14 protein-coding genes are annotated in these 14,868 nt (G+C 60.2%); 7 read left to right on the top strand and 7 right to left on the bottom strand.

What is annotated here, in order from left to right; all coding sequences use genetic code 11:
• The first annotated feature begins 46 nt into the window (after positions 1–46).
• Both hmeg3_RS24020 and hmeg3_RS24025 read left to right on the top strand, forming a co-directional pair.
• A complete protein-coding gene (locus hmeg3_RS24020; RefSeq protein ID WP_094565956.1) occupies positions 47–838 on the top strand; it encodes a thioredoxin family protein in 792 nt (263 codons plus the stop codon).
• Between the two features lie 15 nt (positions 839–853).
• Positions 854–1,513 (top strand): hypothetical protein, encoded by a 660-nt coding sequence (locus hmeg3_RS24025; RefSeq protein WP_232511793.1) that lies wholly within the window; start codon positions 854–856, stop codon positions 1,511–1,513.
• Here the strand turns inward: hmeg3_RS24025 and hmeg3_RS24030 are convergent.
• From hmeg3_RS24030 to hmeg3_RS24040, 3 genes are all read right to left on the bottom strand, one after another.
• Complete coding sequence (locus hmeg3_RS24030) at positions 1,443–1,985, bottom strand: carboxymuconolactone decarboxylase family protein (protein WP_094565957.1); 543 nt, start codon at positions 1,983–1,985, stop codon at positions 1,443–1,445. The genes hmeg3_RS24025 and hmeg3_RS24030 overlap by 71 nt on opposite strands.
• Positions 1,986–2,206: 221 nt before the next feature.
• A complete protein-coding gene (locus hmeg3_RS24035) occupies positions 2,207–3,103 on the bottom strand; it encodes an SDR family oxidoreductase (protein ID WP_094565958.1) in 897 nt (298 codons plus the stop codon).
• Positions 3,104–3,145: 42 nt separating this feature from the next.
• Entirely contained in the window at positions 3,146–3,886 is a 741-nt protein-coding gene (locus tag hmeg3_RS24040; RefSeq protein WP_094565959.1) for an SDR family oxidoreductase, read from the bottom strand.
• Positions 3,887–4,047: 161 nt separating this feature from the next.
• Here hmeg3_RS24040 and hmeg3_RS24045 point away from each other — a divergent pair, with 161 nt between their 5' ends.
• From hmeg3_RS24045 to hmeg3_RS24060, 4 genes are all read left to right on the top strand, one after another.
• Complete coding sequence (locus hmeg3_RS24045; protein ID WP_094565960.1) at positions 4,048–4,953, top strand: LysR family transcriptional regulator; 906 nt, start codon at positions 4,048–4,050, stop codon at positions 4,951–4,953.
• 311 nt (positions 4,954–5,264) lie between these two features.
• Positions 5,265–6,335: an SMP-30/gluconolactonase/LRE family protein gene (locus tag hmeg3_RS24050; protein ID WP_094565961.1), complete on the top strand. Its 1,071-nt coding sequence runs from the start codon at positions 5,265–5,267 to the stop codon at positions 6,333–6,335.
• 311 nt (positions 6,336–6,646) lie between these two features.
• Positions 6,647–7,825 (top strand): DUF3142 domain-containing protein, encoded by a 1,179-nt coding sequence (locus hmeg3_RS24055; protein WP_232511794.1) that lies wholly within the window; start codon positions 6,647–6,649, stop codon positions 7,823–7,825.
• Position 7,826: 1 nt separating this feature from the next.
• Positions 7,827–10,331, top strand: a complete 2,505-nt coding sequence (locus hmeg3_RS24060) for a hypothetical protein (protein WP_232511795.1) — start codon at positions 7,827–7,829, stop codon at positions 10,329–10,331.
• 92 nt (positions 10,332–10,423) lie between these two features.
• Here the strand turns inward: hmeg3_RS24060 and hmeg3_RS24065 are convergent, their stop codons facing one another.
• Positions 10,424–11,176, bottom strand: a complete 753-nt coding sequence (locus tag hmeg3_RS24065; RefSeq protein WP_094565964.1) for a YoaK family protein — start codon at positions 11,174–11,176, stop codon at positions 10,424–10,426.
• A gap of 457 nt (positions 11,177–11,633) precedes the next feature.
• On the opposite strand from hmeg3_RS24065, the gene hmeg3_RS24070 reads away from it, so the two are divergent.
• A complete protein-coding gene (locus hmeg3_RS24070) occupies positions 11,634–12,542 on the top strand; it encodes a polysaccharide deacetylase family protein (protein ID WP_198361749.1) in 909 nt (302 codons plus the stop codon).
• A gap of 96 nt (positions 12,543–12,638) precedes the next feature.
• Here the strand turns inward: hmeg3_RS24070 and lipA are convergent, their stop codons facing one another.
• From lipA to hmeg3_RS24085, 3 genes are all read right to left on the bottom strand, one after another.
• Positions 12,639–13,610: a lipoyl synthase gene (gene lipA / locus hmeg3_RS24075; RefSeq protein WP_094565965.1), complete on the bottom strand. Its 972-nt coding sequence runs from the start codon at positions 13,608–13,610 to the stop codon at positions 12,639–12,641.
• Between the two features lie 22 nt (positions 13,611–13,632).
• Positions 13,633–14,289, bottom strand: coding sequence for a lipoyl(octanoyl) transferase LipB (gene lipB, locus hmeg3_RS24080; RefSeq protein ID WP_094565966.1), 657 nt, complete (start codon positions 14,287–14,289; stop codon positions 13,633–13,635).
• A 79-nt stretch (positions 14,290–14,368) separates the two neighbouring features.
• Complete coding sequence (locus hmeg3_RS24085; RefSeq protein ID WP_094565967.1) at positions 14,369–14,728, bottom strand: DUF2917 domain-containing protein; 360 nt, start codon at positions 14,726–14,728, stop codon at positions 14,369–14,371.
• Between the last annotated feature and the right edge of the window lie 140 nt (positions 14,729–14,868).

Raw genomic sequence — 14,868 nt, forward strand, 5'->3', positions numbered from 1 at the left:
CATTTAGCTGACAACCTTAACGGCTCTTCGAGCCCGGGAGAACATCATGAACACCATCGTCGACAAAGCAGTTATCCAAAACCATCCCATCGTCTCTGCCGAACAATGGCTGAGTGCGCGCAAGGCACTGCTGGCACGCGAAAAAGAACTGACACGCCTGCGCGATGAGATCGCCCGTGAGCGCCGCGCATTGCCGTGGGAACGGGTCACCAAGGATTACATCTTCGACACACCAGCAGGCAAGCGCACACTTGCCGAACTGTTTGACGGCCGCAGCCAGTTGCTGGTGCAACACTTCATGTTCGGCCCGGGCTGGGAACAGGGCTGCCCGAGCTGCTCTTTCATGGCGGACCACGCCGACGGCATGAACGTGCATCTGAAACAGCGCGACATCACGCCGGTCGCCGTTTCACGCGCGCCACTGGCCGAGATCGAACGCTTTCGCCAACGCATGGGCTGGCAGTTTCCGTGGGCATCGTCGCATGACAGCGATTTCAACTTCGACTTTGCGGTCAGCTTCACACCGGAAGAACAAGCCAAGGGCGAGGTCTATTACAACTACGGCACGCGCTTCTTTCCGGCCGGCGAGGCGCCGGGCATCAGCGTGTTTTACAAGGATGACAGCGGCGCTGTATTCCACACTTATTCCACCTTCGGCCGCGGCGTGGAGGTCATGATCGGCGCCTACAGCATGATCGATCTCATGCCCAAGGGCCGTGATGAAGGCGATGCGTCTCACCGGATGGCGTGGGTACGCCATCACGACCGCTACCCGGCGGCGGCGACTGCGGCTAAACCAGCTGCACCAGGCGGCGCATGCTGCCATGCGCGCACCTGACCGCCCGAGCATGTCATGTCGACACTCTGGCCATGGCTGGCAGTCGCAGGCGCGGGTGCCCTGCATGGATTGAATCCCTGCACGGGCTGGATGTTTGCTGCAGCATGGGGATGGCGATCACGCAATCGGATGCAGACGCTGCGCGCACTGCTGCCGATTGCCGCCGGACATGCCGCGTCGGTGGCGCTGGTAGCTGGTGCGGTGGCGTTTGGGGTCGGGATGGATGGCGTCACCTGGAAAATCGCGGCAGGCGTATTGCTGGCGATGCTGATCCTGGTCTCCGCACATCGTCTGTCCGGACGCAAGGATATGCAAAGCCGGACACCGGCCACGCATGCGGGATTGGCGTTCTGGTCTTGCATGATGTCGACGCTGCACGGCGCCGGTCTGATGCTGGTGCCGGCGCTCGTCCCTCTGTGCCTGAGCAATTCCCCGGCGCGGGAGATCACCGCCTCCGGCTCGCTGTTGCTGGCACTGGCGGCAGTCATCGTGCACATGGCGGCGATGCTTGCCGTTACGGGTGTTGCAGGCTTGATCGCGGCCGGTGTCTGCCGGCGCGCTGATATCGATACCGAGATCAACGCGCGCTTTCTCAGATTGCCAATTAAGCTGACAAGACAGGTGCGATCGGGAAATCCACTGGGATATCGGTCGCAGCGTGCAGATAATTGCTGATGGTCTTGTCTCCGATCACCATCAGCACATCGACCAGGCTGCCCTTGTTGTAACCGGCGGCATAGAACGCGTCAAGCAGCGCAGCATCTGCGTGGCCTTTGTTGGCGGCGATGCTCAGTGTCAGCTTGGTCAGGGCATTCAGTTTGGCATCGAACGCCGCATCGCCTTTGCGAATGGCAATGATCTGCTCATCCGTGAAACCCTGCATCTTGCCGACGACGGTGTGTGCGGAGAGGCAGTACAGGCAGTTGTTGTACTGGCTGACGACCAGGTTGATGACTTCGCGTTCTTTACCGCTCAGCGAACTCTTGCCGCTTTGCAGTGCCAGGTAGTTGCCCAGTGCATGTTCGGAGTGCGCGAAACCGGCATACAGATTAGGGACGAAGCCGAGCATCTTTTGCAGGTTGTCGAAAATGGCCTGATTCGCCGGGGAGACTTCGCTGCGGGTTGGAACGTTGAATGTCGTTGTCATGATGCCTATCCTTGTTGGTGAGGCACAGAGGCTCTGTGCGTGAGGCCATTATTGGCTTTTGCCTCTCCGCGCAGAAGACGGGCTGACCGACTAAGACTTATTCCCGCTGGGAATGATGCTATACCGCTCACGGACCCCGCCACCTCATCACCGAACTCGCTGCGCCCATCAGCGGTATGCCGAACTTCACGAATAGATCAACCGAAGATTCAAACAACGAGTCAGACAATCGCTGCAGGATGCAGTAAATCGTCGATGCCGATGCGTTGTGCAAATTCTTCCCGCACACGCTCGGCGACATCGGTCACCGCACCCGCGCCATCATCGATGAAGTCCACCACGGCGCGGAACGGACGCTGACCGGCGGGTAAATTGACGATGCGCGTCATTTCATCGGCGACAGCCTGTGGATCCGCATCGGCAGGCGACAAGGCCGACAGTCTTGCACCGACCTGATTCATCAATCCTGCATAACGCGCATAGGCATCGGCGGTCTTCTGATCTGCAGGTTTGCCGGCATTGGGAAAGTGATCGGTACCATGCGTGAACGCGCCCGGCACCATGATCGAGGTCTCGATACCGAAGCGTGCCAGCTCATACGACTGCGTGACGGCGAGCGAATCCATCGCCGCCTTGGCGGCGGCATACGGCCCCATGAACGGCGGAAACCCGCCGCGTACCGTCGTGCTGCTGACCCACAGCAGCAAACCCGATTGACGCTCACGCATGTGGGGCAAAGCGGCGCGGTTGACGCGTTGGGCGCCGAGGACGTTGGTATCGAAGACCTTGATCATTTCTTCCGGCGTGAAGGCTTCCGTGGGGCCGACGACCAGATGACCGGCGTTATGCACGACGACATCAATGCGCCCTTGCTCGCTGATGATTTTTGCGGCGGCGCTATCGGCGGATGCCTGCGACAACACGTCCAGTTCGATGGCACGCACGTCGAGACCGCGCGAAAAACTCCAGTCCTGCAACGCGCGCAACTTGGGTGCGTTGCGGCCGTTGATGTCGCGCATGCCGGCATAGACCGCATGCCCGGCTTGTGCCAGCGAACGCGCAGTGAGGTTGCCGATGCCGGCGGAAGCGCCGGTGACGAGGATGACTAATTTGTTCATGATCTTTCCTTCAAATCGGGGAGACATTTGAGGTTTGCGTTCTTAAACCAAACCACCGTTTGCGCGCAAGGTTTGTCCGTTAATCCAGCTACCTGGCGCCGCCAAAAAGACCACCGCCTTGGCAATATCATCCGGCGAGCCCAGACGTTCGAGCGGCGCCGCTTTCGACAAGCGATCAATCAGCTCCGGCGTCTTGCCGTTCAGGAACAGCGCCGTGGCCGTCGGTCCCGGGGCGACAGCGTTGACGGTGATCTGCTTGCCGCGCAGTTCCTTGGCGAAGATGTTGGTCATGACTTCGATCGCGCCCTTGGTGGCGGCATACACCGCATAGCCGGGCATCGCGAGGCCGATCACGCTGGTCGAGAAGTTGACGATGCGGCCGCCTTGTTGCAAACGTGTGGCGGCGGCGCGCATGGTGTTGAAGCTGCCCTTGAGGTTGACGGCGATCAGGCGGTCGAAGGTGGTGTCGTCGGTATCGGCCAGCATCGGCAGATTCGGCGGCATGATGCCGGCGTTATTGACCAGCACATCGACGCGGCCGAAGGCAGCGATTGCCTGGTCGAACATGGCGTTGACGGCGGCAGACTCGGCGACGTCGGCCTGGACGGCGATGGCTTTGCCGCTCGCTGTGGTGATCGCATCGACTACGTTTTGCGCCTCGGCGGCATTGCCCGCATAGTTGACGATGACGGCGTAGCCTTCCTTGCCGAGTTGTTTAGCGATTTCAGCGCCGATGCCGCGTGAAGCGCCGGTGACGATGGCGACTTGTTGTGCTTGTTCCATGATGTGCTCCTGATAGTGGATAAATGAGTGAATGAGTTTGCTTGCTTGTGACCGCTGTTCAGCGAGTCAGTGAGGCCATTGTGGACTCTGGTTGGTTTTGGATAAATATGCTTAAATTGCTATCACTATTCAAAAATTGCCAACAATCTGAGAGCCCGGTCATGGATCGTTTCGACGCAATGCGCGTGTTCACCCGTATCGTGGAATTGGGCAGCTTCACCAAGGCGGCCGACGACCTGCACATCCCGCGCGCCACGGTGACCCACACCATCAAGCAGATGGAAGCCCGTCTGGGCGTGCGCCTGTTGCAGCGAACCACGCGCCAGGTCAGTGCGACGCTGGACGGCAACGCCTATTACGCGCGCTGCGTGCAACTGATGGCTGACCTGGAAGAAACTGAATCCGCTTTCAGCGCCGCCGCCTCCACTCCACGCGGCAAGGTGCGCATCGACTTGCAAGAGTCGCTGGCGATGCATTTCATCCTGCCGCGGCTGCCGGAGTTTTGCGCACAGTATCCGCAGATCGAGTTGGAAATCGGCATGGGCGACCGCGCCGTCGATCTCGTGCGGGAAGGCTACGATTGCGTCCTGCGCGCCGGCGAACCGCGCGACTCCAGCCTGGTGATCCGGCGCGTGGCGCGCTTGCAGCAGGTTACAGTGGCTAGTCCGGCGTATCTGAAAAAGCACGGTGTGCCGGATTCATTAGAGAGTTTTTCCCAACATCAGGCGGTCAATTATTTCTCGTCGGTCAGCGGCAAGATCCTGCCGTTCGACTTTCTCGCTGATGGCGAAACCCATAGCATCAGCCTGCCCGGCCAGGTTGCCGTGAGTCACGCCGAGGCTTATGTCCGTTGCTGCGAGGGCGGCCTGGGGCTGGTGCAATTGCCGCGTTATCACGTGCAACAGCAATTGGCCGACGGTCGTCTGGTGGAGGTGATGGCGGCGTTGCGCCCGGCGCCGATGGCAGTGTCCATCCTGTACCCGCATCAGCGGCAATTGTCCCGGCGCGTGCGCGTGCTGGTGGACTGGATGGCGGATCTGATGCGGCAGGGTGAAAACCCAGCCTGATCTTCCAACTCAACGCTCTTCTGCAAAGCCTCTTCCCTCCCTCTGTGCCGTCGCGCTATTCCTTGGCGGAAAATTCGTATTGCCAATTTTAGCAACAACTCATATGATGTACGACAACATATAAGTATGGACAGGCCAGCTAACCGCCAAGGCCTGCCACCCCAGGAGACAGCATCACCCTCTTTGCGACATGCCGCACCGGCATTGCCGTCGCAACCTATGCCTATATGGATCAAGTCTGATTTTCAGGATTGCCGGGCCCTGCCTGGCTGACGAAAACATCAGCATTCCTTTCCCACATGGAGACAACGATGAATCAGGAAGTGAAGAAGAAAATTACCGGTTTTGACGCAACTCGTCGTACAACATTACTTGGTGGCCTCGCCTTGGCGACCACTGCCCTGAGTGCAAAAGCGCAGAGTTTTGATTTCAAGGCCAGCCAGCGCTATCCCGATCCCAACGTGCAGGTGCTGGACAAGAGCTTCCTGAAATACCGCCTGTACAGCTCGACGGTCGAGCAACTGGCGACCGGTTTCCGCTGGGTTGAAGGTCCGGTCTGGTTTGGCGATGGCCGCTACCTCTTGTTCAGCGATATCCCCAACAACCGCATCATGCGCTGGGATGAAGTCACCGGCACGACGTCGGTGTTCCGCAATCCGGCCAACTTCACCAACGGTCTCGCGCGCGACCGCCAGGGCCGGCTGATCGCTTGCGAACATCTGACACGCCGTATCACCCGTACCGAATACGATGGCCGCATCACCGTGCTGGCAGATAACTACAATGGCAAGCGCTTCAACTCGCCCAACGACATCATCTGCAAATCGGACGGCTCGATCTGGTTCACCGACCCGCCGTTCGGTATTGCCGGTGAATGGGAAGGCGACAAGCAGGCATCTGAACTGCCGCATGCGGTCTATCGCATCGACGGCCAGACCGGCAAGCTGAGCCTGATCACCGACGCGCTGGCCGGCCCCAACGGCCTCGCCTTCTCGCCCGATGAAAAAGTCATCTACATCGTCGAATCACGCGCTACCCCAAACCGCGTGATCTGGGCTTACCAACTGACCGACAACGGCACCAAACTGGGTTCGCGCACGCTGGCGGTGGACGCCAACGGCCCGGGCGCCATCGACGGCTTCAAGGTCGACGTCGACGGCAACCTGTGGTGCGGCTGGGGCAGCAACGGCGCACTTGACGCCAATCCATCCGAGCTGGACGGCGTGCGCGTCTTTACACCGCAAGGCAAAGCCATCGGCCACATCCACCTGCCCGAACGCTGCCCGAACCTGGTGTTCGGCGGGGCGAAGAAGAACCGCCTGTTCATGGCCAGCAGTCATTCGCTGTATGCGGTGTACGTGGACACACGCGGCGCGGTGTAAGCCTCTGCCATATCGCAATACCCGTCGCGCTTTCTCGCCTGATTGATCAATCAGGCGAGAAAACGCGGCTTATCTTCCCTTCCTGTCGTCCCCTTGCCTGCATTGACGAGGCAACATCCGCGAATAAATCCACCCTGGCTCAGCGCAGCGTCAGACGGATAAATTAGAATGGCAGCCAGCGAACCATCCCTGCGGATGACGCTTCGCCAGATCCGATTTCAAACCGGCAATCCCACACACTACACATGCGCTGCTCACCATTCGGCTTGCAACATCGCTACCGATACCGGCGCCTGCGCTCCGTTTTTCTTTTGCTTGTTCTGCCACTGTGCGGTGTGCTGCTCGCCGCCTGCCAACGCGTGCCGGAGGTTCTGCCGCAGCAGGCGTATATCTGGCAGCGCCAATGGACCCCGTCCGTTGTCAACGCCATGCAAGCCAGCGATCAACTGGTCGGCGGCTGGCGGGTGCTGGCGGCGGAACTGACCGCGCAACGCCAATGGAAAATAGCCTCCCCCGACTGGCAGGCACTCAGGACGACCACGCATTCCGTCGTGATGGTAGTGCGGCTGGACGGCCAGACTGACAGTCTCGACGCCGCCACGCAAAACCGTGTGACCGACCTGCTCACGCGCTGGCGACAACAGAACGTCCCGGTAGCCGGGGTGGAAATCGACTACGACTGCCCGACCTCGCAATTACCTGCTTATGCCGGCTTTCTCACCGGCTTGCGGCAAAGCCTGGATCGCGACACAACGCTGTCGATTACCGCGCTGCCGACCTGGCTCACTAGTCCTGTGCTGAACAAGCTGCTGGCCGTGGCGGATGAATCCGTACTGCAGGTGCATGCCGTGATGAATCCGCGCCAGGGCCTGTTCGATACCGAGCGCGCGCACGCCTGGCTGAAAGCGTATGCGAAGCAGACGACGCATCCCTGGCGCGTCGCCCTGCCGTCTTACAGCACGCGTGTCAGCTGGGACGACAACGGGCGCATCAGCGCGGTCGAAAGCGAACGGCCGTTACTGGCTTCCGGTGAGACGTCGCAAGAACTGGCAGCCTCGCCGACGGCGGTGAGTGCTTTCCTCGCGCAATTGGACAGGGATCCGTCACCGGGACTGATCGGCGTGGTCTGGTTCCGCCTGCCGACGGAAGGCGATGTGCGCAACTGGAGCCTGACGACCTGGCAAGCGGTACTGGCGCGCCAGCCATTGTCGTCGTCCCTCACGGTTGAAGTGCTGCCCAGTGCGCAAGCCGGCCTGCACGACCTCACACTACGCAATACCGGCAATGCCGACAGCGCGCTGCCGCAGGTGGTGCGCATCGATGCGGCATGCAATGCCGCCGACGGCATCAACGGCTATGCCCTCGAAGCGGACGCCAAAGGCAAATATCTGCGGCGCACGCGCGAGGGATTATTGCGCGCGGGCTACCAACGCAACATCGGCTGGGTACGCTGCCAGCAACCAGACATCCAACTCCATGTGGAACGCTAACGTGAATATCAAACACCTCCGTATCGCCGTCGCATTGGCACTCCCTTTCGGCGCTGCCGTGGTGATCGCCTGCGGCCCGGATTTTCCGCTGCAGGTGCTCGACGACCGCCCCGGCACGCTGAAAGCGACACCGGCCAACTCCTTTGCTTATGAAGCTTCGCATCTGGCGCAGAGTAGCGACAAACTGCAAGCCAACGAAAATGAAAACGCCTACGCTCCGCCCGACAAACTCACCGCAGCCGACGCCGCCGATGCGACGTTCATGACGCCGGCGCAACGCACGCAGCTCAAGACGATACGCGCCCTCAAAGATGGCGACGCGGCGTATGCGCAAGGTGGCGATCTGCCGCCGGCGGTGCGCTTGTACGCAGCCGGCGCCGTGGATTATCTGGCCGCAGGCGACACCGGTACGCGCGCACAGAAACGCTTCCAGGCGGTGCTCGACCTGCCTAAAGCGGATGGCGACAAGCGTGCCGTATGGGCTGCTTACATGCTCGGACAAGGCTATGCCGGCGCCATGTTTGGTGCAGGCAGCAAGCCTGCCGACGAACGTGCAAAGGCGGTCAAGGCCTATGCAATAGCGCGTACGCGGGCAGCAGCCGGCGCGCTTGATCCAAACGGGCTGGCAGTAGCCAGCTATGGCGAACAGGCGCGCATGTTTCTCGCCACCGGCACCGCCTTCTGCGGCTACACCGACTTCGTCAATGCCGCGCCATGTGCTGATGATGTCCCCGTCGCCGACCTCAAGCAAGCCATCCATCTGTACGCCGAACAGGCTGCCCACAATTCCGACAGCGGCGTGCAATCACTGCGCAGTATCGCGGCATGGGCGCTGAGCGATCCGGAACGCGCGCAGAAGCTGATCGACGATCCGCTCTCGCAGCGCCTGCTGGTCAGCTATGCACTGGCGCGCGTGGGTGATGTGAGCGGTGATGGCGCGAGCCAGCCGGCCGACTACGATATCTACGGCGGCGGCTACGGTTATGCCGATGCCGCCCGAGGCGGCAAGGGCATCAAGGTCAATCCGCTGCTGCCGTCGCTGGTGGCGGCGTTGCAGAAACAAGGTATCGCCCGCATCGCCGACGCCGACCGCGTGGCCGCACTGGCTTATCGCAGCGGCTACTATGAATTGGCGCAGACGCTGGCGGATAAACAGCGCAGCGCGCTGGCCAGCTGGGTGCGTGCCAAGCTCGCCTTGCGCAAGGGCGACGTTGCTGCAGCGGCGCAGGCCTATGCGGAGGCATCGAAGGCCTTTCCGCAAACCGACTCCAGTGTTGAACCTGCTTCACTCGGCCTGATCAAGGCGGAGCAAAGTGTGCTGACGCTGTCGCGCGGCCAATATGTCGAAGCCTTTGACCAGTTGTACACCGTCACCAAGGCGAGCCAGAGCGGAGACAGGAGTGCGAGTCTCAGCCATCCGCTCTACAGCGACTACAGCGGTGATACGTGGTACCTAGCCGAGCGCGTGCTCACGGTGGATGAGCTAAAGACCTATGTCGATGCGCACGCACCTGCCACGCCGGTACCGGCAGCGCCACAGAACTTTCCGACGACGCCTGACAAGCAATATTACGAATGGCTGAGCGCACATCCTCAGCAGATCTCCGACTATCTGCGCCGCTTGCTGGCGCGCCGTCTGGTACGCGAAGGACGTGCGGCCGATGCGCTGCCCTACTTCCCCGACGACAAGGACATGCGCTACGTGCCGATGGAACAGAACTACAGCGACGGCAAGAGCACGCTCGCAAGCTGGCGCTATCGCGCGACCGCCAAGGCCTATGGCGATGCGCTCGACGATGCCGGCCATGCCTGGTTCGACGTGAACCGCGCCAAGGCCTGGTACGAAGCCGCGACACTGGCACGTCAGCGTGGTCTGGAAATCATGGGTTATGAACAGGCGCCCGATTACGCCGGCATGGACGGCATGCTGGGCTTTGGCCCCGGCCGCAATGTCGTGCAAGAGCCAGCCGGCGACACCGGCAAAAAGCCCGCTGCAGCAAAAACACCCGAACAGCGCGCCGCCGCCGACTTGCCCGGACAGTTCATCACCGATGACGAACGCAAGCGTTACGCCGCCAGCGAGAGCAAACCCAACGTGCGCTATCACTACCGCAACATCGCGGCCGACTACATCATGAAATCGGCAGACGCCTTGCCGCCGCGCTCGCAAGCCTTCGCCGCCGTGCTGTGCAAGGGCACCAGCTTCGTCTTCTACGATGCGGAGCTGGCGCCGGTGCTGTACCGCCGCTATGTGAAGGAAGGTGCGGCCGTGCCGTTTTCAGCGGACTTCGGCCAGAACTGTGTGGAGCCGGATTTCAAGGCGGCGGGACGGTTCCCCTATGTGCAGGCGTGGAAGAAGGCGCGGCATTGGGCAGCGACGCATCGCGCCGTCAGCGTCGCACTGCTATTGGTATTGCTGGCGGGACTCGCCGCACTCGGCGCTGTTGGCGTGAAACGCTTGCGCTTGCGGTCGCGTCGGGCAGATAAAGGTGTCGCGCCGGATTAAAACATTCTTCAATCGCCGCATTAAAAAAGGCCTGCCGGATTATCCGTGCAGGCCTTTTTTATCGGCATGATAAATACCGACTATCCGGCATGCTATTGCCGCCTGCTCAAAGTGCTTCGCAGATCATCCAGCACCGGCACCAGCGTCACGAATACCAGCGCCAGCGCCAGCGGCAGCGTGAAGGTGAAACCGATGTGGCGAAAGCCGAGCGCGCCGGCAACGCCGCCGGCAAAAAACAACGATACCAGCATCGACAGATTCTTCAGCTTGGCGATGTCGGCATGCACATGCTGATCGGGATGGCGATTGCTATTCCAATAGAGGGCCTTGCCAAGCTCAATACCGATGTCGGTGATCATGCCGGTGACATGCGTGGTGCGGATTTCTGCGCGGGAGAGTTTGGTGATCATGGCGTTCTGCAAGCCCATGATGAAGCACAGCAGCATCACCGTCACCGGGACGAACAGCCATTCGACGCTGGTGATGTTGCCGCCCAGCAGAGCGAAGAACAGCAGCAGGATTGCCTCGGCAATCAGCGGCATGGCATATTCCGCCTCCAGATGCCGCTTGCGCGCCCAATTGATCATCACCGCCGAACTCGCTGCGCCGGCGATGAAGAAAAACATACTGGCGACACCCGCCATCAATAATCCGATCGCTCCGATTGCCACATCTTCTGCCATCAGCGACAGAATGCCGGACATGTGCGAAGTAAATTGCCCGACCACAAGAAAGCCGCCGGCATTGATCGCCCCCGCAATCGCGGAGAGCACGAAAGCAAGATGCCGGTTGCCGGTCAATGTGCGATTTCGTCCGGCAAGGCTTCTGAGATAAGAGACTGGCATGCTGACTCTCTAGGGCGAAGTAAAGGGAATGATGCTGTCGACGGCATGCGCCTGTGGCAGGCCGACCCGATGAGTATAGATGATGCGACGCGTAATCCGCTTGCGAGCGGCTCAGACAAAGGAAAAGCCGCCTGGTAAGACGGTCTCGTGAGAATCCATGAGCGCGTTCGTTCAGAGTTAAGCTGGCGATGTGACGGATGAAATAGTCTGGTAGATCCGGTCACACAGATAGCGCGAATCTCTGCCGTAAATTGTTGGCCTGCAATCGTGTCCACGAGCTCTGCCGACGTTGCCTGCGCCGACACTCACGGTGGCGTAGCTGGCGAGACACAGAGGTTTTCCAGCCGCGCATGCTTCTTCAATTCGCAAACAATCCTCAGGTATAATCGCCCCGCCTCAGTGCGGCTTTTCCGTGGATTTGTCGACACCATCGATGCATAAATGACAGGTCCACATCTTGAAACCGATTTCCGCCACTTTGTCAGTATTGTCAGCACTGGCTGTCGCGCTCACTCTGAGCGGCTGCATCGCACCGCCGATCGCGCTGACGCCGCTGACCGAGCAGCGCCTGCACGTACAGGCGCCGATTCGTTTCTTGCTGACCTTTGACGACGGCCCCAGCGCATCCAGCTTTTTCAATCCGACGGAATCGATTCTCGACGATCTTGCCAACAATCCGATCCAACCCGGCATCAAGGCAGTGTTCTTTGTACAGACCCGCGCGCACGGCGCCGGCGGCAGCGAACTTGGTCGCAAGATCATGCAGCGCGAACACGATGAAGGGCACATCCTGGGTTTCCATACCAGCACGCCGGGACACACCAATCACCGGCATCTGAACCCACAGGAGCTGGAGCAATCGCTCACCGATGGCAGCGCCGACATTGCTTCCGTTACCGGCACGGCACCGGCGTTTTTGCGACCGCCATTCTGGAATTTCGATCAACGCACTTTCGCTGCGTATCAGCAACATGGTTTCCACGTACTGATGACTGACGTCAGCCTGAATGACGGCAAGATCTGGGGTTATAACTTCAGCCTGCGCCGCCGCTCGAATATCGTGCGGCAGTTGTCGGAAGTACGCGAGCGCATCGCCGACGGTGAGCTGCCGACGGTGGATGGCGTGATCCCGGTGGAAGTGACTTTCCACGACCTCAATCGCTACACCTCGCGGCACATGCAGGAATACCTTCAGATCCTGCTCGACAGCGCCCAGGAAACCGGCCTGACTGTAGCCGCCAAACCGTTCTACGATGACAGCTCCGCATTACAGCGCGCAGTCATGGCGCGCACCGTCACGGATCGCTCCAAACCGCTGCATTTGCCGGGGCTGTGGGCGTGGATGTGGGATGGAAATTCGCACTGAGCAATACGATTTAAAATGCGGCGCTCAATAAAAACGGCCTGGTTCACTGAAGAACCAGGCCGTTTTTTTTACGCCGATATTGCCGGCGAAAATGATTTAACCAACCAGACCGTGCGCCTGCTGATCCGCGTGGTAGCTCGAACGCACCATCGCGCCGACTGCAGCATGCACGAAACCCATCTTGTAGGCTTCTTCTTCGTACATCTTGAAGGTGTCGGGGTGCACATAGCGGCGCACCGGCAAGTGGTCGCCGCTTGGCATCAGGTATTGGCCGATGGTGAGCATGTCGACGTTATGGGCACGCATGTCGCGCATAACTTGCAGGACTTCTTCGTCGGTCTCGCCGAGGCCGACCATGATGCCGGACTTGGTCGGGGTGTTCGGATGCAGATCCTTGAAGCGCTTCAACAGGTTCAGCGAGTATTCGTAGTCGGAACCGGGACGCGCTTCCTTGTACAGGCGCGGTGCGGTTTCGAGGTTGTGGTTCATGACATCCGGCGGCGCCATCTTGAGGATTTCCAACGCGCGATCCATGCGGCCACGGAAGTCCGGGGTCAGGATTTCGATACGAGTCTCTGGCGACAGCTCACGTACGCGCTGGATGCAGGCGGCGAAATGGCCGGCGCCGCCGTCGCGCAGATCGTCACGGTCGACGCTGGTGATGACGACGTAGCTGAGCTTGAGCTGGGCGATGGTGCGTGCCAGGTTTTCCGGTTCGTTCGGATCAAGTGGATCGGGACGGCCGTGACCGACGTCGCAGAAGGGGCAACGGCGGGTGCACTTGTCGCCCATGATCATGAAGGTCGCCGTGCCTTTGCCGAAGCATTCGCCGATGTTGGGGCAGGATGCTTCTTCGCACACCGTCACCAGATTGTTGGCGCGCAGGATGTCTTTGATTTCGTAGAAGCGGGTGGTCGGCGAGCCGGCCTTGACGCGAATCCAGTCGGGCTTCTTGAGCTTTTCCGCCGGCATGATCTTGATCGGGATCCAGGCCGTCTTGCCGGCGCCCTTTTGCTTGTCGGTGGGATTGCGCAGCGCGGTGTCGGCTGAAGTGATGTCGGTAGTCATAGTTGTGATGTCTGATGCCATCTCACGCGGATGGCGAAAAAGCAAAATGCTCAACGAGTTTGTCGGCAAGCTTCGTTTGCACGTCGCTCAGCGAAGCGGCGACGTCCAGCGTCTGCATGTCGACGGTGGCGAGGCCTTCGTAGCCGCAAGGGTTGATCCAGGAAAACGGCGCCAGATCCATCGCTACATTGAGCGACACGCCGTGATAGGTGCAACCGTTGCTGCGGATTTTCAATCCCAGCGCAGCGATCTTGGCGCCCTGCCACGGCCCTGAACTGACATAGATGCCGGGCGCGCCCTGCTTGCGCTCACCAGCGAGATTATACGCCGCCAGCGTGTCGATCACCGCCTGCTCGATCTTTTGCACGAATTCGCGGGCGAACAAGCGTGCACCGGGATGATTGCGGCGCAGATCCATGAGCAGGTAGATCACCACCTGGCCGGGGCCGTGATAGGTGACTTCACCGCCGCGGTCGGTCTGGATCACGGGAATGGCGTGGGGATTGAGCACGTGGGCCATGTCGGCACCCAGACCGAGGGTGAAAACCGGCGGGTGTTCGACAATCCAGAGCTGGTCGGGGGAATCGGCGGTGCGGCTGTCGGTGTAGGCGCGCATGGCGTTGAAGCTGGTTTCGTAAGCCTCGACGCCACGGTGAATAATCTGTGGAGCGGTTCGCATGACGGCAAGTGTAACGAAAATCCCGGATTGCCGCCCGCGCCACATGGATTGTCCATGCGGAAAGTTTTCGCTAAAAGCCTTACTGGCTGCAGCTTCCCGGGACTTCGGGGATTTTTGCAGCGGTTCCGCCAGCACGATTGCGGCTGCTGAAACGGCCCGCCAGTGCATTAAGCACGTTGGTCAGGCGCACGAGCCAATGGCGGCGGCACAGGCCGACATGCAGCTTGCTGGCGGTGTCGACCGATTCGATCACCACCAGGCCCTGACCGGGAATATCCAGGCTTTGCCCGCCGGAAAGCCAGTAATCAGTGCGGGCGCCCTCGATGGTTATCCACACGCGGCCGCTGCCGACTTGCAGGCAGATCGGACGCGTGACCTGCAGCGAGGTCACGTCGCCCGCTTGAAGCCGGATTTGCCTTCTAGTGAAAATATTTTGCATGATGCTGCCTCTTAGGATTACTGTTTGCGGGATAGCTGATCGGTTGAAAGTGGGTTTCTACTGGGCCTTTGCGAATAAGATGCCTGACCGATGAAACTATTCTAGTCAGCGCCACGGGCAAACCAAAACGATATATATTC

This window comes from Herbaspirillum sp. meg3 (assembly GCF_002257565.1).
In the GTDB taxonomy this organism is placed as follows: Bacteria; Pseudomonadota; Gammaproteobacteria; order Burkholderiales; family Burkholderiaceae_D; genus Herbaspirillum.